Origin of the sequence: Oceanotoga teriensis, assembly GCF_003148465.1 — a bacterium.
GTDB lineage: Bacteria > Thermotogota > Thermotogae > Petrotogales > Petrotogaceae > Oceanotoga > Oceanotoga teriensis.
The window spans coordinates 1-19,989 of record NZ_QGGI01000029.1; the positions used below are offsets into that span (position 1 = coordinate 1).

18 protein-coding genes and 1 rRNA gene are annotated in these 19,989 nt (G+C 26.2%); 7 read left to right on the forward strand and 12 right to left on the reverse strand.

Annotated elements, in window-relative coordinates; translation table 11 throughout:
• Positions 1 to 417 precede the first annotated feature (417 nt).
• The 5 genes from C7380_RS12705 (at position 418) to C7380_RS12725 (ending at position 6,381) form a co-directional block, all read left to right on the forward strand.
• Positions 418 to 741, forward strand: a complete 324-nt coding sequence (locus C7380_RS12705; RefSeq protein ID WP_109606513.1) for a L7Ae/L30e/S12e/Gadd45 family ribosomal protein — start codon at positions 418 to 420, stop codon at positions 739 to 741.
• A complete protein-coding gene (gene infB, locus C7380_RS12710; RefSeq protein ID WP_109606515.1) occupies positions 741 to 2,831 on the forward strand; it encodes a translation initiation factor IF-2 in 2,091 nt (696 codons plus the stop codon). The genes C7380_RS12705 and infB overlap by 1 nt, the downstream gene beginning before the upstream one ends.
• Positions 2,832 to 2,876: 45 nt before the next feature.
• Positions 2,877 to 4,307 carry an ATP-binding cassette domain-containing protein gene (locus C7380_RS12715; protein WP_109606517.1) on the forward strand — a complete coding sequence of 477 codons (1,431 nt, stop codon included), beginning with the start codon at positions 2,877 to 2,879 and terminating at the stop codon, positions 4,305 to 4,307.
• Positions 4,304 to 4,951: an HAD family hydrolase gene (locus tag C7380_RS12720; protein ID WP_109606518.1), complete on the forward strand. Its 648-nt coding sequence runs from the start codon at positions 4,304 to 4,306 to the stop codon at positions 4,949 to 4,951. Before C7380_RS12715 ends, C7380_RS12720 begins: the two co-directional genes overlap by 4 nt.
• A 62-nt stretch (positions 4,952 to 5,013) precedes the next feature.
• On the forward strand, positions 5,014 to 6,381 hold the full coding sequence (locus C7380_RS12725) for a trypsin-like peptidase domain-containing protein (RefSeq protein WP_109606520.1): 1,368 nt from the start codon (positions 5,014 to 5,016) through the stop codon (positions 6,379 to 6,381).
• Between the two features lie 73 nt (positions 6,382 to 6,454).
• Here C7380_RS12725 and C7380_RS12730 read toward each other — a convergent pair whose 3' ends face one another.
• From C7380_RS12730 to C7380_RS12745, 4 genes are all read right to left on the reverse strand, one after another.
• Positions 6,455 to 7,774 carry a phosphoglucosamine mutase gene (locus tag C7380_RS12730; RefSeq protein WP_109606522.1) on the reverse strand — a complete coding sequence of 440 codons (1,320 nt, stop codon included), beginning with the start codon at positions 7,772 to 7,774 and terminating at the stop codon, positions 6,455 to 6,457.
• A gap of 128 nt (positions 7,775 to 7,902) precedes the next feature.
• Positions 7,903 to 8,754: a carbohydrate ABC transporter permease gene (locus C7380_RS12735; RefSeq protein WP_206050613.1), complete on the reverse strand. Its 852-nt coding sequence runs from the start codon at positions 8,752 to 8,754 to the stop codon at positions 7,903 to 7,905.
• 13 nt (positions 8,755 to 8,767) lie between these two features.
• Positions 8,768 to 9,661: a carbohydrate ABC transporter permease gene (locus tag C7380_RS12740; RefSeq protein ID WP_109606524.1), complete on the reverse strand. Its 894-nt coding sequence runs from the start codon at positions 9,659 to 9,661 to the stop codon at positions 8,768 to 8,770.
• 71 nt (positions 9,662 to 9,732) lie between these two features.
• On the reverse strand, positions 9,733 to 10,971 hold the full coding sequence (locus C7380_RS12745; protein ID WP_109606526.1) for an ABC transporter substrate-binding protein: 1,239 nt from the start codon (positions 10,969 to 10,971) through the stop codon (positions 9,733 to 9,735).
• A 219-nt stretch (positions 10,972 to 11,190) separates the two neighbouring features.
• On the opposite strand from C7380_RS12745, the gene C7380_RS12750 reads away from it, so the two are divergent.
• A complete protein-coding gene (locus C7380_RS12750; protein WP_109606528.1) occupies positions 11,191 to 12,096 on the forward strand; it encodes a carbohydrate kinase family protein in 906 nt (301 codons plus the stop codon).
• 19 nt (positions 12,097 to 12,115) lie between these two features.
• Positions 12,116 to 13,498, forward strand: a complete 1,383-nt coding sequence (locus tag C7380_RS12755) for a glycosyltransferase (RefSeq protein ID WP_109606530.1) — start codon at positions 12,116 to 12,118, stop codon at positions 13,496 to 13,498.
• Positions 13,499 to 13,512: 14 nt separating this feature from the next.
• Here C7380_RS12755 and C7380_RS12760 read toward each other — a convergent pair whose 3' ends face one another.
• The 8 genes from C7380_RS12760 to rrf form a co-directional block, all read right to left on the reverse strand.
• Positions 13,513 to 14,742, reverse strand: a complete 1,230-nt coding sequence (locus C7380_RS12760; protein ID WP_109606532.1) for a hypothetical protein — start codon at positions 14,740 to 14,742, stop codon at positions 13,513 to 13,515.
• Positions 14,739 to 15,746, reverse strand: coding sequence for a galactose-1-phosphate uridylyltransferase (gene galT, locus C7380_RS12765; RefSeq protein WP_109606534.1), 1,008 nt, complete (start codon positions 15,744 to 15,746; stop codon positions 14,739 to 14,741). Before galT ends, C7380_RS12760 begins: the two co-directional genes overlap by 4 nt.
• Positions 15,743 to 17,191: a glycogen synthase gene (locus tag C7380_RS12770; protein ID WP_109606536.1), complete on the reverse strand. Its 1,449-nt coding sequence runs from the start codon at positions 17,189 to 17,191 to the stop codon at positions 15,743 to 15,745. Before C7380_RS12770 ends, galT begins: the two co-directional genes overlap by 4 nt.
• An 18-nt stretch (positions 17,192 to 17,209) precedes the next feature.
• On the reverse strand, positions 17,210 to 17,833 hold the full coding sequence (locus tag C7380_RS12775; protein ID WP_109606538.1) for an MBL fold metallo-hydrolase: 624 nt from the start codon (positions 17,831 to 17,833) through the stop codon (positions 17,210 to 17,212).
• 11 nt (positions 17,834 to 17,844) lie between these two features.
• Positions 17,845 to 18,462: a CBS domain-containing protein gene (locus C7380_RS12780; protein ID WP_109606539.1), complete on the reverse strand. Its 618-nt coding sequence runs from the start codon at positions 18,460 to 18,462 to the stop codon at positions 17,845 to 17,847.
• Between the two features lie 108 nt (positions 18,463 to 18,570).
• The gene (locus C7380_RS13615) at positions 18,571 to 18,726 is read right to left on the reverse strand and encodes a hypothetical protein (RefSeq protein ID WP_240597626.1); all 156 of its coding nucleotides are present in this window, start codon (positions 18,724 to 18,726) and stop codon (positions 18,571 to 18,573) included.
• 81 nt (positions 18,727 to 18,807) lie between these two features.
• Positions 18,808 to 19,794: a Gfo/Idh/MocA family protein gene (locus C7380_RS12785; protein ID WP_109606541.1), complete on the reverse strand. Its 987-nt coding sequence runs from the start codon at positions 19,792 to 19,794 to the stop codon at positions 18,808 to 18,810.
• A 71-nt stretch (positions 19,795 to 19,865) separates the two neighbouring features.
• Positions 19,866 to 19,979: ribosomal RNA gene (gene rrf, locus C7380_RS12790) — 5S ribosomal RNA — on the reverse strand.
• Positions 19,980 to 19,989 lie beyond the last annotated feature (10 nt).

The window sequence follows — 19,989 nt, forward strand, 5'->3', positions numbered from 1 at the left end:
TGTGTTAGGCGCGCCGCCAGCGTTCACCCTGAGCCAGGATCAAACCCTTCATCCTTATGGTTTGTCCTTCTTCAGTTCTTTCTCTGACGTCTTTTTCTTCCTTACCTTATTGGCTTTCTTCTATCCACTTTTCAAACAGCATTTATTTCTCCGGCTTCTCAGCCAGCCGAAGTATATACTATCACATTTCTCTATCTCCTGTCAATTTCTTTTTTGTTACATTTATTCCTCCCTTTCCTTACACATTTCCACCTTTTAACGTGTTTGAAGAATATTTTTAACTTATGTAAATATTTATTTTTATTATTAAGATACGTTAATAATATTTATTAAATAGTTAACTCTATTTATTTTGTCTATAAATGATTTAATGATATAATTTATATAATAGATTAAAATTATAAGGGGCGTGACACGATGAATGAAGATAAAATACTCACTTTAATAGGATTTTCTTCTCGTGCTAATAAATTCGCCTTTGGCAAGGAGGGTTTGAGAAGTTATATTTCAAAACCAAGAAAACATAAATTGGTAGTAATTGCTTCTGATGCAAGTAAGAACACTTTAAAAGATTTAATGAATAAATGTTCTCACTATGGTATTAAATATGTTTTATTGGAAAGCAAAAATAAATTGGACTTGGCCAAAGCTGTTGGCAAAATTGAAGTTTCTGCTGTAGGTATTGAAGATGAGAGTATAATTAAAGGTATTATTGATTTAGTTAATGGGGGTGATAATTAATGTCTAAAACCCGTGTATATGAAATGGCCAAAGATATTGGCATGAATACAAAAGATTTTATACAACTTTTAAAAAATGAATTCAATATAAAAGTTAAAAGTCATATGAGTACACTGGAAGACGATACAGTAGAAGCAATATTGGATTTAATGGAAGAAGAAAATAAGAAAAAAATTGCAAAAAAAGAAACAACAAAGAACATAAAAAAAGATTCTAAATCAAAAGAAAAAAATGAAAATAATTCTAAAAAAGAGGTTGAACCACCAATTAAACCTGAAGGAGAAAATAAAATAGAAGAAATTATAATTGCACAAGATGAATTAAAACTTGATAAATTGGCTCAAAAAATGGGTAAAAATCAAAATGATTTAATAAAAGCTATGTTCATGCAAGGAATAGTTTTAAGACCTGGTCAAGACTTAAGTCCAGAAATGGTAGAAGATATAGCTTTAAATATGAATTACCTTGTAACAATAAAAGAAGCTTCAAAAGTATCTTCTGATCCAGCTCAACATATTATAAATAAATGGGATGAATATTATAAATACAATTCTAAAAAATTAAAAATAAGACCTCCAGTTGTAACTGTTATGGGACATGTTGACCATGGAAAGACTACTTTATTGGATAATATCAGAGGCGAAAGCGTTGCTGAAAGTGAGGCTGGCGGAATAACCCAATCAATCGGAGCTTATCAGGTTGAATACAACAACAAAAAAATCACTTTTATTGATACTCCTGGTCATGAAGCTTTCACTGAAATGAGAGCAAGGGGTGCACAGGCAACAGATATAGTTATTTTAATAGTAGCAGCTGATGATGGCGTTATGCCTCAAACTATTGAAGCATATAATCACGCTAAAGATGCCGGTGTTCCTATAATAGTTGCAATTAATAAAGTAGATAAACCTAATGCAAATGTAGAATTAACAAAACAACAGATGGTTGCAAAGTTAAATCTCATACCTGAAGATTGGGGTGGAGATACTATAACAGTTGAAATTTCTGCAAAATCTGGTAAAGGTATAGAAGACTTATTAGAAATGATTCTCTTAGTTTCTGAAGTGGAAGAGATAAAATGTAAACCTAATGGAAATGCAAGGGCAGTAATTATAGATAGTAAGCTCGATAAATTTCTTGGACCTATTGCTACAGTAATAGTAAAAGATGGGGTTTTAAAAACAGGTGATTTCTTTATAGCTGGCTCTACTCACGGGAAAGTTAGGAGAATGCTCGATGATAAAGGAAAAACTATAAAAGCTGCTGGCCCTTCAACACCTGTACAATTATTAGGATTTGATGAAGTTGCAGACATGCACTCAATACTTTATGTTGTAGATACTTTAGATGAAGCAAGAAATATATCTTCAATAAAAAAAGAAATGTTGAATATTCAAAATCAAAGAATATCAAAAAAACATGTTAAGCTTGAAGATCTCATGAAAATGATGGAAGAAGATCAAAAAAAGGTTTTAAATATAGTATTAAAAGCGAGTACATTTGGTGAAATTGAAGCTTTAAAAAATTCTATAAGTAAATTACAAAATAAAGACATTGATATTGAAGTTATACATGCAGGAATAGGTTCTATAACAAATAGTGATGTAATGCTTGCTTCTGCTTCTGATGCTGTAATAATGGGATTCAGAGTTAAAGCTGATTCTAAAACCATTAAAGAAGCGGAAAAAGAAGGAATACAAATAAAAAAATATGATATAATATTTAATTTAATAGACGATTTGAAGAAAGCCTTACAAGGTATGCTCGATCCAGAAGAAAAAGAAGAAATAACTGGTTCTGGAAAAATAAAAGAAGTCTTTAAAATTAAAAAAGTTGGAAATATCGCTGGTGTACAAATACTCGAAGGATTTGTAACCAGAAATGGAAAAGTTAGAATATATAGAAATGGTGGATTAGTAAATGATGTTTCAATTGAAAGTCTTAAACATTATAAAGATGAAGTAAAAATGGTTGATGCTCCTAAAGAATGTGGAATAAAATTTGAAAATTTTGATGATATATCTTCAGGGGATGAACTTGAATTTTATAGATATGTTCAAATAGAAAGACAACTTGATTTCAATAAATAATAAATAAACCCCGTATAAACGGGGTTTGTTTTTTAGAGGTGCTAAATGTTTTTAATTGGGATATCTTTATTTATAATTATATGGTTTATAATATCTCTTTTTTACAGTCCCTTAATTCTTCCAAGTCCAATACTAACTTTTAAAACACTTTTTTCTCTATTTATAACTCAAGATTTTTGGATAAATTATTTTGATACTCTTTTAAAAAGTATAATTGGATTTTCTTTGAGTATTATAATTGGTATTCCAATAGGTCTTTTAGCTGGTATTAAAAATAATTTTTATAAAATGATAAGACCAATAGTCATGATTCTTCAAGGTGCTCCTGTAATATCTTATATAGCCATAACAATGTTATGGTTTGGCATAGGATTTTATACTCCTGTATTTGTATCTTTTATAATAATACTTCCAACATTGATATTGAATATATCAGAAGGTATTAAATCTACAGATACTAAATTATTAGAAATGGCTAATATTTATAAAGTATCTAAATCTTATATTTATAAATATATTTTTTTGCCATCCATAATACCTTTCTTAATATCAAGCTTAAAAATAATTTCGGGAACATTATGGAGATCTATAGTCGCAGGAGAGTTTTTAGCTGGATCTAAAGGAATCGGTTATTCTTTAGCTCTTGCAAAAAGTACTTTAAATACAGAAGAAGTCTTTGCATATACCATATTTTTAATATTAAATGGTATAATATTTGAGAAATTGATATTAAAATTAAATTTTAAGCCAAAAATATCCTTAAAAAATAACAAAATAATTAAATCTAAAAATATAAATAAAAATAATGAACTAATATTAAAAAATGTATCTAAATGCTTTAATAATAAATATGTATTAAAAAATTTCTCATATGATTTTTCACAAAATATTATATACTGTATAGCTGGAGAGTCGGGAATAGGAAAAACAACGATTTTAAAAATTATTTCTGGTCTTTTACCTTCATCGAGTGGTGAATTAATATCATCTAAAAAAAGATTATCTTATATATTTCAAGAAGATAGATTAATACCATGGCTAAATGTAAAGGATAATATAAAATTTGTTTCACCCAATATTTCAGATAAAAAAATTAAAGATATATTATCAAGTTTAAATATATATGATTCCTTAGAAAAATACCCCGAAGAATTATCTGGTGGTATGAAAAAAAGAGTTAATATTGCAAGAGCTATCTCATATAATTCAGATATCATATTAATGGATGAACCTTTTTCTTCTCTTGATATTAAAAATAAAAATAATATAATCAAAGACTTTAAAAATACTATATTCAATAAAAATTTAAAAATAATTTTAGTATCTCATGAACCATTTGAAATCGCTAATTTAGCACAAGAAATAATTGTTTTAGAAGAAAACTTCAAATTTAAAAAGTTAATTTTAAATAAAAATATGTCTGTAACAGATAAAACAATATTAATTCAAAATTTTATGATAGGAGAAAATATATGACAAAAAATAATTTTAAAAATATTAAAAATATTATATTTGATCTTGATGGAACACTTGTTAATACCAAAAAATTTACTTTAAACGCTTTTAAAGAAGTTATAAAAGATCTAAATATTAATTATACTATTTCAGATGATGAAATAATAAAATATATAGGATATCCTATAGATCAAATTTGGAAAAATCTTTTAAATACAAATGATGATGAATTGATAAAAAAAGCTATACTTCTGTTGGATGAAAAAGAAGAAAACATCATAGAAAAAACAGAAAATGTCTTTTTTGATAATGTTCTTGAAACTTTAGAATTTTTAAAAAATAAAAATAAAAAACTATTTATTCTTTCAAATTGTAATATTAAATATCTCGAAGCAATGTTGAATAAAGGCCTAAAAAAATATATAGATTCACCACATTGTTCTGAAATGTATGGGTGGAGAGATAAAGATTTTGTAATTGAACATATCATGAAAAAAGAAAAAAATAATTCTTTTATAATGGTTGGAGACAGGAAACATGATATATATTCTGCGAAAGTTAATAATATAAAGTCTATTGGTTGTTCTTATGGTTATGGCTATGATGAAATAAAAGATGCCGATGCAATTATTGAATCAATAGATAAAATTAAAACCTTTTTTTAAGTAATCTTTAAGAGAAAAGTTTCATAATAAACTCGAACATATCGACTTTTGGAGGTGGATTTATGAAAAAAGTTTTAGTAATATTATCATTACTTGTTTTGTCTATTAATATATTCGCAATTGTAAACGAAGGATATCAAAGTCCAATAGTTAATGTTGTAAAAGCATCTTCTGAAGCAATTGTAAGTATTGAAGCAAAAGGAAAAACAGAATCTTATTCTGATCCTTATATAGAAGATTTTTTTAAAAAGTTTTTTGGTGAAATTCCCCCTACACAACAAAGAGAATTCACAAGCTTAGGAACTGGTTTTATATTTGATGAAAAAGGTTATATAATAACAAATTATCATGTAGTAGAAAATGCAACGAATATAAATGTTACTCTTGGAAATGACAAAGTCTACGAAGCAAAATATATTGGTGGAGATAAAGATTTAGATCTTGCTGTATTAAAAGTTAATACAGATTCAAAACTTCCAATCGTTGAATTGGGTGATTCATCAGAGCTTGAAATAGGAGGCACTGTTGTAGCAATTGGTAATCCATTAGGATTGAGTCATACTGTAACAACTGGTGTAATAAGTGCTTTGAATAGAAAAGTACAAAAACCTGATGGTTCTGGTTATTATGTAGATTTAATTCAAACAGATGCAGCTATAAATCCAGGAAATAGTGGTGGACCTCTTTTAAATATACATGCACAAGTAATAGGTGTAAATACAATAATAGTAAACCCAAATCAAGGAGTAAATTTAGGTTTTGCAATTCCAATAAATTTGGCCAAAAAATTTGCATACTCTATAATTGATGACGGAAAATATGAAAGAGCCTATCTCGGAGTTTATTTTGGAGATATAACAGAAGAATTGAGAAAATCACTTGGATTAAAAGTTGATGAAGGAGCTTATATAAGTGATGTAATAGATAATTCAGCTGCTTCTGATGCTGGAATAAAAGCAGATGATGTAATTGTAAAAATAGATAATAAAAAAATATCTAATGCCGAAGAATTGAGATCTATTATAAGAACTTATACAGCTGGTGAAAAAATAGAAGTCATAATAAATAGATTTGGAAAAGAAATAAAATTAAATGTATTATTGGGAAGTTCAGAAAAAGAAGTTGTTTTAGCTAAAAAAGATTATTTTGGATTAATAGTCAGAGAAATAACTCCAAAAGATGTGGAAGAAAAATCTTTATCAAAAAATACTAATGGTGTAATAGTTGAAGAAGTAACTAATAATTCCCCTATATTTGGAATAACCAAAGGTGATTTAATAAACCAAATAGCTATAAATGGAACATATCATGATATAAAAAATGTTTCAGATTGGGAAAAAATAGCCTCTTCTGTTGAAAAAAATTCTTATGTTGCACTTATAATGTACAGAGATAATATAAGATTTGTAGTAAAATTCTTTTATAGATAAAAATAATATTTTTAACAATAAATAAAAAAACTCCAAGGTAATTTTTATATACTTTGGAGTTTTTTTATTTTATTTAATATTCTTTATCTATTAATTCTATTAATTCTACAAATTCATATACTATTGAATTTACTTTTTCCGCATCTTTTCCTTCAGCCATAACTCTAATTTTATGTTCTGTTCCAGAAGGCCTTAAAACAAGTTTCAATCCTGAAATATTTTCATATTTTTCTTTTAATTTTTCTATTCTTTCATCTTTCATAACATCTTTTTTATTTTTAACTGAAACATTTTTTAATAATTGAGGATAAGAAGGAATTTCACATATGAGTTCATCAATTGTTTTTTCAAAAAATTTCATAGTATCAAGAGTTTCAAGAGCTGTAATCAAACCATCTCCTGTTGTAGATCTATCCATAAAAATTATATGCCCAGATTGTTCTCCACCTATGGTAAAATTATTATCTATCATTCTTTGAAGAACATATTTATCTCCAACCCCCGTTCTAACAAGGTTTATTCCATGTTCTTTTAAATATTCTTCAAATCCTAAATTACTCATTATAGTTGCAACAACAGTATTTTCAGATAATCTATTCTGTTTTTTTAATTTAAAAGCATTTATAGCCATAAGTTTATCTCCATCTACTAAATTACCTTTAGAATCTAAGAAAAGACATCTATCAGCATCTCCATCAAAAAGAATTCCAAAATCATAATTACCTTTTTTTATTTTATCAGATAAAAAATCAGGAGCAGTAGATCCACAATTTTGATTTATATTAAAACCATCTGGCTCATTGTTGAAAACAGTATAATTTAAATTTAAATTATTTAAAATACTTTCAATTACTGAACCAGCTGCACCATTTCCAACATCAATAGCTATTTTATAATTTAAATTTAAATTTTTATATATACTTTTCACATATTCTATATATTTATCTTTTCCTCCATTAATGATAAATTCTTCTACATCACCATATGGTGCATATTCCATATTTTCAGATAATATAATGTTTTCAAGATCAACTTCTTCTTCATCTGGTATTTTAAATCCTTCGCATAAAACCTTCAACCCATTATAAGTAGAAGGATTATGAGATGCTGAAATCATTATTCCAACAGTTTTTTCTTTTTTTGTAAGATATGCCAAAGATGGAGTAGGTATAACTCCACACGATTCCACTTTCATTCCTGCTGCTACAGCTCCAGAAGCTATAGCTATTTCAAACATTTTACCTGAATTTCTTGTATCCATTGCTATTAAAAGCCTATCATATTTACCATTATAAAGTCTTGCAACAGCATTTCCAACTCTCATAGCTAATTCAACTGTAAGTTCCTCATTAACTATTCCTCTAATACCATCTGTTCCAAAGAGTCTTTTCAAAAGAATCACTCCCATCCTAAACGATTTATTACATCAAATTCAATTATACCGCAAGGTTTTTTTATTTCAAAATAAAAAATAAAAGACTTTTGAATATTTAGTATATCAAAAGTCTTTTATTAAATATTTTATCCTTTTACAGCACCAGAAGTCAATCCTTCTACTATTTTATTTTGAAATATTAAAACAAGTATAACCAAAGGAACTGTTATCATAACAGATGCAGCCATCAATTGCCCCCAAGGTTGTTCATACTGTGATGCTCCTGTAAACATAGAAATAGCTACTGGAACTGTAAACATTTCAGGATTTATAACAAAAGTTAAAGCAAACATAAATTCATTCCAAGCACTTATAAAAGTTAAGAGACCAGTTGTAACTATAGCCGGTCCAGATAAAGGCAAAACAATTCTCCATAAAGTTTCGAACTTCGAGCATCCATCTATATAAGCAGATTCTTCAACAGATAAAGGTAAATCTCTAAAAAAGTTTTGTAAAATCCATGTTGTAAGAGGTAAGGTAATCGCTGTATAAGGTATTATAAGTCCTGGATAAGTATCTATAAGATTCATATTTCTTAATAGTTGATAAAGTCCTCCAAGGATTGAAACCTGAGGAAACATTGAAACAGCTAAAATACTTCCCATAATAAATATTTTTCCAGGTATTTTTAATCTTGCAACAGCATACCCTGCAAAAGATCCTATTATTAAAGATAATATCGTAGTAGATCCTGCAACTACAATTGAATTCCATATATTTCTTAAAAAATTATGCTCTTTAAAAACATTTATATAATGTTCAAAAGTAAATTCTGGTGGTATCAAATTAAAATTCTCTGAAAAAAGTAATTTATTACTTGTAAAAGAACTTCTTATTGCCCAATAAAATGGAAAAACAAAATATATGAATATTATAATAACAAAAATATATAAAATAATTTTTTCTAATCTTTTTTTTCCTTTCATTCCAATTCTCATATAAATCCCCCCATCAGTCTATTTTTAATTTCATAGTTTTGATATAAATAAGTGTAAAAACTCCAATAATCAAAAATATAATAACCGATAAGGCTGATCCATATCCAAAAAGACCTCTTGGAGAAAATATATTATCCATAAGTAAACTTCTATTGTATACAGACATTGTTTCTGTTTGTTGTAAACCAGGAGTCATTATATATACAATATCAAAAACTCTTAATGCATCTAAGGTTCTAAATATAAGAGTAACAGCAATGGTAGGTTTCAATATTGGTAAAGTTATACTTGTAAATTGCTTCCATTTTGTTGCACCATCTATTCTGGAAGCCTCATAAAGTTCTCCAGGTATTAACTGCAGTCCAGCTAACAATAAAAGAGCTACGAAAGGAGTTGTCTTCCAAACATCGACAGCAACAATAGCATTTAAAGCAAGTTTTGGATCGGCTAATATTGGTGTTCCTTGTTCTAATATTCCTAAAGTATAAAATAAATTACTTATAACTCCATATTGATCATTAAACATCCATCTCCACATTTGAGATGAAATAACTGTCGGTACAGCCCAGGGAATTAACATTGCAGCTCTCATAAATCCTCTAAACTTAAATTTCGCATTTAAAATTAATGCAACACCTAAACCAATTAAAAATTCAAATAAAACAGAAAAAAATGAAAAGTATATAGTGTTCCATAGAGAAGCTAAAAATCTACTATCTTGAAACAAATCTATATAATTTTTAAATCCTAAAAACTCTCTTTCAAATCCAGGTCTTAATGACCATTTAAAAAAAGAATCATAAAAAGTTTGTATCAAAGGTATAAAAGCCGTTATACCTATTGCAATTAAAGCTGGTATTATTAGCCAAAAAGCTAATTTCATATCTTTTTTATTATAATTGTTCATTAAAAACACCCTCCTCTTTTAAAAAACGGTAAGACGGATAAAATCCGCTTACCGTCAATAAAAAATTATTTTTACATTATTTCTTTTAAAGAATTTATTAAATCATCTACTGCTTTTTCAGGTGTTTTTATTCCTCTTAAAACATTACTTGTTTCTGTATATATTTCTCTACTAACTTCAGAGTAAACTGGAGTTACAGGTCTTGGTTCTGCATTTATAAATACATCATAAAGTTCAACCATGAAAGGAATTTCTTCTTTTATTCTTGGATCATTATAAACAGCTTTTCTCGTTGGATTTTGAGTAACTCCTAAAGCTTTTACAACTTGTTGTTCAGGGCTTGTAAGGAATTTTATTAATTTCTTAGCAGCTTCTATTTGAGATTTTGATGCATTACCATTTATTGCAAGGTTCCATCCACCTAAAGTTGCAGAATTTCTTCCTTCTGGGTTAGATCCCTTAGGTAAAGGAGATACTCCAACTTTTCCTGCTATTTTTGAAGAATCTCCATTTACTAAAGTCCAAGCATATGGCCAATTTCTCATAAAAACAGCATCTCCATTTTGGAATAATCTTCTTGCTTCTTCTTCCATATAAGTGGTTACACCTTTTCTTGTAACACCATCATCTATCAATTTTTTCATATAATTTAAAGCTATTATAGTTCTTTCTTTGTTTTCTGGTTTATCAAGAACAACTTCACCATTTTCAACTATAGCTCCACCATGTGAATGTATAAATTCCATAACATCACATGTAAGACCTTCATAAGAAGCTCCTTGCCATATAAATCCATCTATTTTTTCTTTGTTTGAAATATCTTTTGCTATATTATAAAGTTCATCCCAAGTTTTTGGAACATCATAACCATATTTATCTAATAAATCTTTTCTATAATAAAGCAATCCAGCATCTGTAAACCAAGGTATTGCAACTACTTTATTCTTATAAGTTACGGATTTAACTGTACCTTCTAAGAATTTATCGAGTTCAAAATAATCATAATCAGATGTTAAATCTGCTAAAAAAGGTTCAAATTCAGCTGGCCATATTACATCAAGCATCAAAACTGTTGGATCTGGTGTTCCAGAAGCAAGATATGTAACATACAAATCATGTCTTGATGTTGAAGAATTTGGCATAGGTAAAACTTTTACACTTATATCAGGATTTAATTTTTCAAACTCTTCTACTTGTTTATAAAGAACTTCAAGCTCTTTACCAACTGCTCCAGCAGTCATAGAAATATTTACTGAGAAAACGTTTACAAAAAGTAATAATATAAAAATAAATAATAACCCTTTTTTCACTTAATCCACCTCCCAAGTAATGTAGAACATCATTTTATAATACAATTATAAAATTTTTAACATCATTATAAAAATCTAATTAACATCAATTATATAGAAATATTAGCTTTTATTCATAAATAAAACGTTTTTTTTACATTTTCCTCATTGCATGCATGAAATTTTTTTTGATATAATATTAATGAAATAAAATTTTTTTCAAAAAGGAGCGATCAAAATATGGATTTTATATCGTATGGAGAAGTTTTAATAGATTTAATATCAAGTGATTATATAGAAAATTTAAAAGATTCTCTATCTTTTAAAAAATATTTTGGAGGATCTCCAGCAAATATTTGTATTAATTTATCAAAATTAAATGTAAAAACTGCTTTGATATCAAAAATTGGAAATGATCCTTTTGGAAATTTCATACTTGAAAAGCTTAAAAAAAATAATATAAATACTTCTGGAATAACTATAAGTGAAGATAATAATACAGATATTGTAACAGTTTTAAAGTCAAAAAAAACACCAAAATTTCATGCTTATAGATCTTCTTCATTGAATTTAGAACTAAATGATAAAGCTTTAAATTTAGTTTCTCAATCAAAAATTCTTCATATATCTTCTTGGGCATTATCAACAGATCATAATTTAAAAAATACATTTAATATATTAAAAAAAGCTAAAGAAAATAATTTATTTATTGGATTCGATCCAAATTATAGAAAAATTTTGTGGAAGAGTTCTGATAATATAATAAATATATTAAAAAAAATACTTCCTTATATAAATTTAATAAAACCCTCTGAAGATGATTGCGAAAGCATTTTTGGAAAAAATACTTTAGATTCTTATATAAATGAATTTTTTAGTTTGGGAGCAAAGAATATAGTACTAACTTTAGGAGAAAAAGGTGCTATATACATAAATAATAAAAACAAATCATTAAAAATTCCTTCTACTATAAAAGAGGTTATAGATACAACAGGGGCAGGAGATGCTTTTTGGTCTGGAATATACTATGGAATAATGAACAATAAAACAATAGAAGATTCTTTATACTTTGGAAGATCCTTTGCAGAAGAAAGTTTAAAAAATATAGGTGCAGAATTCGATATATCAAATTTAAAAAAGCTCTAATTTGAAAGGAGTCTTATATATGAAAATTGGTTTTATAAATCCTCAAGGTAATTTTGATAACTTTGATTCTCATTTAACAGAACATCCAGATTTTGGGGGTCAATTAATATATGTAAAAGAATTGGCTATGGCTATGTCAAAATTGGGTATAAAAGTTGATATAATAACAAGAAAAATAGTTGATGATAAATGGCCAGAATTCAGTAAGTCTATAGATTATTATGATAATTATAATAATTTAAGAATTATACGATTAGAGTTTGGAGGTAATAAATTTCTACAAAAAGAAAAAATTTGGCCTTATTTAAATGAATTTTCAAACCAAATAATAAAATTCTATGGCAATGAAATACCAGATTTTTTTACAACTCATTATGCCGATGGAGGATATACGGGAGCTCTACTGAAAAAATATATAAACAAACCTTTTTCTTTTACAGCTCATTCATTAGGAGCTCAGAAAATGGATAAATTAAATGTAAATGAATTTAATTATATCAAATATGATAAAGATTTTAATTTTACAAAAAGAATAAATGCTGAAAAATTATCAATAAAATATTGTGATTTTATATCTGTTTCAACTGTTCAAGAAAAAGAAGAACAATATATGCATGATTATTATAAAGAAATTTCTCAAACAAATTTAGAAAAATTTAATTTAATTCCTCCTGGAGTTAATACAAAAATTTTTAATCCTGATTTAAATATATCAAAAGAACTTAAGTTATATTTAGATTCCAAAATAAAAAATTATAAAAATTTAATAATTCTTTCGAGTAGATTAGAATTCAAAAAAAATCATTTAAATGCTTTAAAAGCTTTCATTGAAAACAAAAATTTAAATAATTTCTCAAAAATGGTTATTGTTCTAAGAAATATAGATAACCCCTTTGAAATAGATAAATTAAATGATTCAGATAGAAATATAATTAAGCCTATGATAGATTTGATATTAAAAAATAATATAGAAAATAAAATTATCTTTTTAAACATTAAATCTCAAAAAGATCTTGCATGTACATACTCTTATTTGAGAAAAAATAAAGCTATTTTTTGTTTGCCATCTTTTTATGAGCCTTTTGGTTTAGCACCATTAGAAGCTGCTGCATGTAAATTGCCCATCGTTGCAACAAAAAATGGTGGACCAAAAGAGATTTTCAAAAATAAAGAAGGTATTTTAATAGATCCAGAAAATCCACAAAATATTGCTGAAGGATTTTTAACTTGTTTTAAAGATTATTTAAAATACTCTGATAAATCATATAATTTAGTTATAAATAATTATACTTGGGAAAAAACAGCAGAAAAATACTTAAAACTAATAGAAAATAATAAACTATATATCAAAAATAAATTCTTGGATTTAAATTTAGATAAAAAAATAATCGAGAAGATATAATCTTCTCGATTATTTTAAAATTGATAAGTTGCATTCAAAGCTATTTTACCTTTCATTTCATTAGATATATGATCATAATAATTTATATATGAAAGACTCAATCCAGTAAGCAAATTATAGTTTAAAGAATATTCAAACTGTGTATTCTTGTTGAATATTTCTTTAAAAATATCAAAAACAAATTCATTATTTTCTAATATTCTGTTATAACTCATTTCAAAAGAAAAAGGGTATTCTGAAATAGGTGATTTTAAATAAACTTTTGAATATATCTTTTGATTTTGAATTTCACTAAAATTAAAAGGAACTTCATAACTATATCTTAAATATGAATCTAAAATATCATCATATCTAAATGATATATCATAAATACCTCCCAATCTTTCTTCTTCAGATAATACTAAAAAATCATAATTTTGAGCTAAATTATTTGTTTTTTCATAATTATTGTCCAAATAATTTAAATTTGAATATTTACTTAAATATATTATAGGCAAAGCTCTTAAATCAACGTATTCAAAACTTATAGCTGCTCCTAATCCTCCTAAAAAACCAACGGTATCTCCATATACAAGATTATTTTTTTCTGCTTTTGTATATATAACACTTCCTTCAACACCTAAATTTAAAGGTCCAAAAGGTTTATATACATTCAAAATTGATACTATATCAGTATGATAATCTGAATATGGATAATTAGTTGCAATTAAAATTCCCATATTAAAAATATCAAAATTATAATCTAAATTAACCCATGATAAAGTTGCTGAATTTTTTGTGGTAAATGGAAAATAAGTTGTAATTTCATATGGATAATGAACTGAAAAATTATATTCATCTTCTTTAAAGATCTTCAAATCAAAAGATTTTGCAAGTTTTTTTGAGTATCTATACATAGTTGTTCCTAAACCATGTGTATATTCATTCATAAATGAATATTTAAAATTTGCAAAATCAGTAGAAATCTCTAAATAATTTATAGAAAACATATTATATACATTGGTACTATCTTCTGTATATCTATTTGGAACTCCATAATAAAATTTACCACCTATTTCATTTTGATATAAATTAACACCAGGTCCTATTTTTAAAGTTCCAAAATCCATCACAGGAGTCACTGAATAAAATAAATAATTTGTATTTTCTTCATTATAAGTAGTAAATATTGGTTTTATACTGAGATTAAATGAATAAATTAAAATCCCTAAAAATAAATAAACTAAAATCAATCCCTTTTTCATAAAAATGGTTCCTCCTTTTTTAATTCATCAGCAGCTTTTTCTGGAGAAACAGAATTTATATAAAATCCTGTTCCCCATTCAAATCCAGCTATATTAGTAATTCGGGGTATTATTTCTATATGCCAATGGTATTCTTTACTACAATCCTCTCCAAAAGGTGCCGTATGAATAAGCATATTATAAGGAGGATTATTCAAAACTTTAAAAAATCTGGAATAAAAATTTTTAGAAACTTCAGCCAATTCTTTTACTATATCTTCATTTTTTTCTAATTCTCCAAAATCATGCGAATGAAATCTCGGCATAATCCATGTTTCATAAGGAAATCTTGAAGCATAAGGTTCAAATACTATAAAATTTTCACTTTTAAAAATAATTCTTTCATTTACTTCTTCTTCATATTTAACAATATCACAAAAAACACATCTGTTTTTAAAATTAAAATATTTTTTTGCACCTTCTATTTCATCTATAAGATTAACAGGAACAATACTCGTAGCTATTAATTGAGAATGTGGATGAACTAAAGAGGCTCCTGCTTTTTTACCATAATTTTTAAATATCTGTATATACTTAATTCTTTTATCTTCTTTTAAAGAATTAAATCTTTTTAAATATGCCCAAAAAACTTCTTCCATTTGTTTCAATGAAAAATGAGATACATTAGTATTATGTTCTGGTGTTTCTATTATTACTTCATGATATCCAAATCCCGATACTCTATCATAAATTCCATAAGGTGATTTATCTAAAATTATATTTTCTTTTAGAGCTGAAAATTTATTTGGAACAACTCTAACCCACCATCCTGATTCATTAGCCTTACTATCTGGACTTCTAAACGAAAGAAGTTCATTAGGAGTACTATTTTCATTTCCATAATCAAAAGGGCAATAAAGTTCTTCTATACGCTCTTCTTCTACATAATTCATAGGTCTTTTAGCTCTATCTTCAGATATTATTACCCATCTATTGGTTAGAGGATCTTTTCTTAATTCACTCAATCCTCTCCACCTCTTGATAACTCCAAAGCCACTTTATAAAGATGTTCATAATTTAAAGCTGTAGTTTCATATGAAAAATTACTTTTCATACAATTATCGAACAATTTCTTCCATTCTTTATTTCTTTTTTTATAATAAAAGACTGCTTTAGTTATGGCATTTAAAAGATCTTTAGAAGTATAATCATAAAAACCAAATCCATTTCCATTTCCTTCTTCATAAAATTCAATAACAGTATCTGCCAATCCTCCAGTATATCTAACAATTGGTACAGTTCCATATCTCATAGAATACATTTGACCAAGTCCACATGGTTCATATAAAGAAGGCATTAAAAACATATCTGATCCAGCATATATTTTTTGAGCGAGATCTAAATCAAAGAATAAATTCGAACTTACTTGTTTGGGATACCTTTTTGAAAGTTCATTAAAAAAATCTTCATATTTTTTATCTCCAGTTCCTAAAATCACAAACTGAAAATCAAGTGCAAGAGAATATTCAATTATTTCTTGTATTAAATCAAGTCCTTTTTGATCATATAATCTACTTATAAGAGAAGTAACTGGAACATCTTTAGAAATTTTTAAACCAAGTTTCTCTTGAAGTTTTAATTTATTTTCTATTTTATCATTATAATTTTTTATAGGTTTAAATATTCTTTTATCAGTTAAAGGATTATATTCCTCATAATCAATTCCATTGATTATTCCATATAAAAAGTCTTTTTTACTCCTTAATACTCCATCAAGCTGATATCCAAACTCGGCTGTTTGTATTTCCTCGGCATAAGTTTTACTAACTGTGTTAACTATATCAGAATATATGATTCCGAGTTTAAGATAATTTGTATATCCATAAAATTCTGCATATTCTGGATTAAATATAAAATCTGGTAGTCCAGTAAGATCAAATTTATCTCTCGTAAATATACCTTGATATCCAAGATTATGAATTGTGAGAACTGTTTTAATATTTCCTAATATATCATCTAAAAAATAATTATTTTTTAGATATGCTGGTATTAAAGATGTTTGCCAATCATTAACATTTATTAAATCTGTATCTGGATGTATTTCTTTAATAAATTTCAAAACACTATCACAAAAATATGAACTTTGAAGTGCTAAATCTCTTCCACCATATATATCTTTTGTATTAAATAATTCATTATTTTTTATAAAATAGACAACTACATCACTCTCTGGTAATTTTCCTTCATAAACTGAAAAAGGTTGTTTGAGTTCATGAGAAAGAGGCACAAAATCTTCAGAAATAAGTTTTAAATTATTGAAATTGTCTCTAATAACTTTATGAAAAGGCATAACAACAAAAACATTATTTTTTCTTTTCTTTAAATATTTTGGCAAAGCTCCTGCAACATCTGCAAGACCTCCTACTTTTGCAAAAGGTACAACCTCAAAAGAAACATAAGCAATTTTCATATTAACCCTCCCAAAATTTTATTTTATTGAGTAAGGTGCATCATGAGTAAATACAATCCAATCACTAATATCATAATATTTTTTTACTATATTAGCCACCTCATCCGTTCTTAAACCTCTCATAATATCATATAATTCTATTCTCGTCATGCATATATCTCCTGGAAAAAAAACTTTTCCCATATTTTCTGTTTTTATGTAAAAAGAACAATGTTCTTTACTATGAAAAGGAGTATGTACGACTTCTATTGACTCAAATAATATATCACCATTATCAAATTTTTTCTCTCTTTTTTTTATATCTTCAATCATATTAATATAAGATTGAGAAGAAAAATCTCCAAATTTATTAAAATTTTTATTATCGTATAATTTATGAACATTAACAATGGCATTTTTAAAATAAATAGAATTTTTTGCATGATCCAAATGGGCATGACTCAAAAGAATATCTGTAATATCATCCGATTTTAAATTTAATTCTTGAAATTTTTCTTCTAAAAATCTTAAGGAAGGTTCATATCCAGGTTCCATTATTATTTTTTTGTTTTTATGCTCTAAAAGACATATAGTTGCATAACTTCCTTGTATACGTTCAGGTATCCATAAAGTTCCACCTGGTATTAAAACCTTTAATATCATAAAAGACCTCCTCAAATATAATCAATATTTTCTTCAAAAATCGCATCATATTCAATATTATTTTTTTCAAAAATATCAGAAACAATATTCACATTTTGTATATCTAATTTTAAGGTTATAGACCTTTTTGAATTAACATTTTTTGATGTCATCAAAGAAAGTACATTTATATCTTCTTTAGCAAGTAATTGAAGTATATTATTGAGTTGACCAGGCTTATCTTTTCTTGTTAAAATAATTTTAGTTCCAGATTCATCCATAGCTGAAATACTTCTAAAAGCTCTTAATATTTCAAAGAAACCAAATATACCCAATGGAATCATTTCAGAATCAACTACAGGTAACACTTTTATATGATTTTCAAGCATTATATTCAAAGCATCTTCAACTAAATCATCATCAAATAAAAAATATTCTACAGGATCAAGAATTTCATATAATTTCATATTCTCATCAAATTTACTCAAAAATTCGAGTTCTTCCTTTGTAATCATATTATACAAAGTATTATCATTTCTCAAAATTGCTATATTATCTCCAAGATCAGATAGCTTCTCATAAAATTCTCTTAAAGTAGAATTTAAATATACATAATGAAAAGATTTAGAATACCATTTTCGAACATACATTCTAACACCTCTCGATTGTTCTTTTTCCTCAATTATACATTATAAAGATTAAATTTTTTAAACAGTCAATATATAAAAAAAGGCAGATATAAATCTGCCTTTTTAATTTTAAAGTTCTTTTTCAATTTTTTCAAGCTCTGTTGTTAATCTTTCCCATTCTTCTTTTAAAGATTCATCATGTTCATGAGGCCCCATATACTTTTCTATAGCATTTTTTTCAATCTCAAGGATTCTTTTCCTTTTTAAAAGCTCTTCTTTATTCATAATATCCCCTCCTAAATAAAAAAAAATCATTTCTTTTTTTTACTCTTTTATAACAATTATAACATAAAAGAATTCTTTTTTTTATTTATTATCGGCAGGATAAATAATACTATTTTGTTTTCTAATATTTTCAATTATAGACATAACTTTTAAAGATAGATCAAATGTATTAATTGGTGATTCTATAATATTATTTTCAATAAGATTTATAAAATGTTCTATTTCATAATACATATTTTGATCGATTTGATTTTTAGTTATATTTTCTATACTTCCATCATTATAAAATATTTTTATATCAGATGGTTGAGAAATTTTATCTATTAAAATAGTTCCCTTTTCACCTTGAATTTCATTAAAAAGTTTAGAATTACTTATTTTTGAATAATTAATAATACCTTCCATCTCATTATATTCTAAAATTGCCGTCCCTTGTCCATCAACACCTGAATCTAATAATAATGATTCAGATTTAATATTTTTAGGCATACCAAATATATCGATTAAAGGATATATTGTGTATATTCCTATATCCATTAAAGCTCCATTTGAAAAAATCGGATTGAATGTATTTGGAAGTTCATTATTTTTATATTTATCATATCTTGAAGAATACTGACAGAAATTAGAAATATATTTTCTTACTTTACCAATTTTATATAAATTTTCTTTTATTGAAATATAATTTGGTAAAAAACTACCTTTTAATGCTTCCATTAAGAGGACTTTATTTTTTTTAGACACTTCTATCATATTTTTTAATTCTTTTAAATTAGAAGCTATAGGTTTTTCACATAACACACTTTTATTATTTTGTAAAAATAATAAAGTTTGATCATGATGTAAAGAATTAGGACTTGCTATGTATATAGCATCGATCAAATCGCTTTTAGATAACTGTTCTAAATTGGTAAAAATATTTTCCACATCATATTTTATTGCAAATTCTTTAGCTCTCTTTTCTGTCCTTGAATAAACAGCATTTAATTTAAAATTTTTTATTAGTTTTGCAGCCTCTAAAAATCTTTCAGTAATAAAATTTGTACCTATTATACCAAATCTAATCATTAAAAGTTCCCCCTTTTTTAGAATAAATAAAAGAAAAGAGAGAACAAAGAAGTTCTCTCTTAGAAAAAAAGAAGGGGCGAAACTTACTCTTGCACACAAAAAGTGTACTACCATCAGCATGAGAAGGCTTAACTGCCAGGTTCGGAATGGATCTGGGTGGAACCCAACTCATTATCCTCACCCCTAAATACTCAC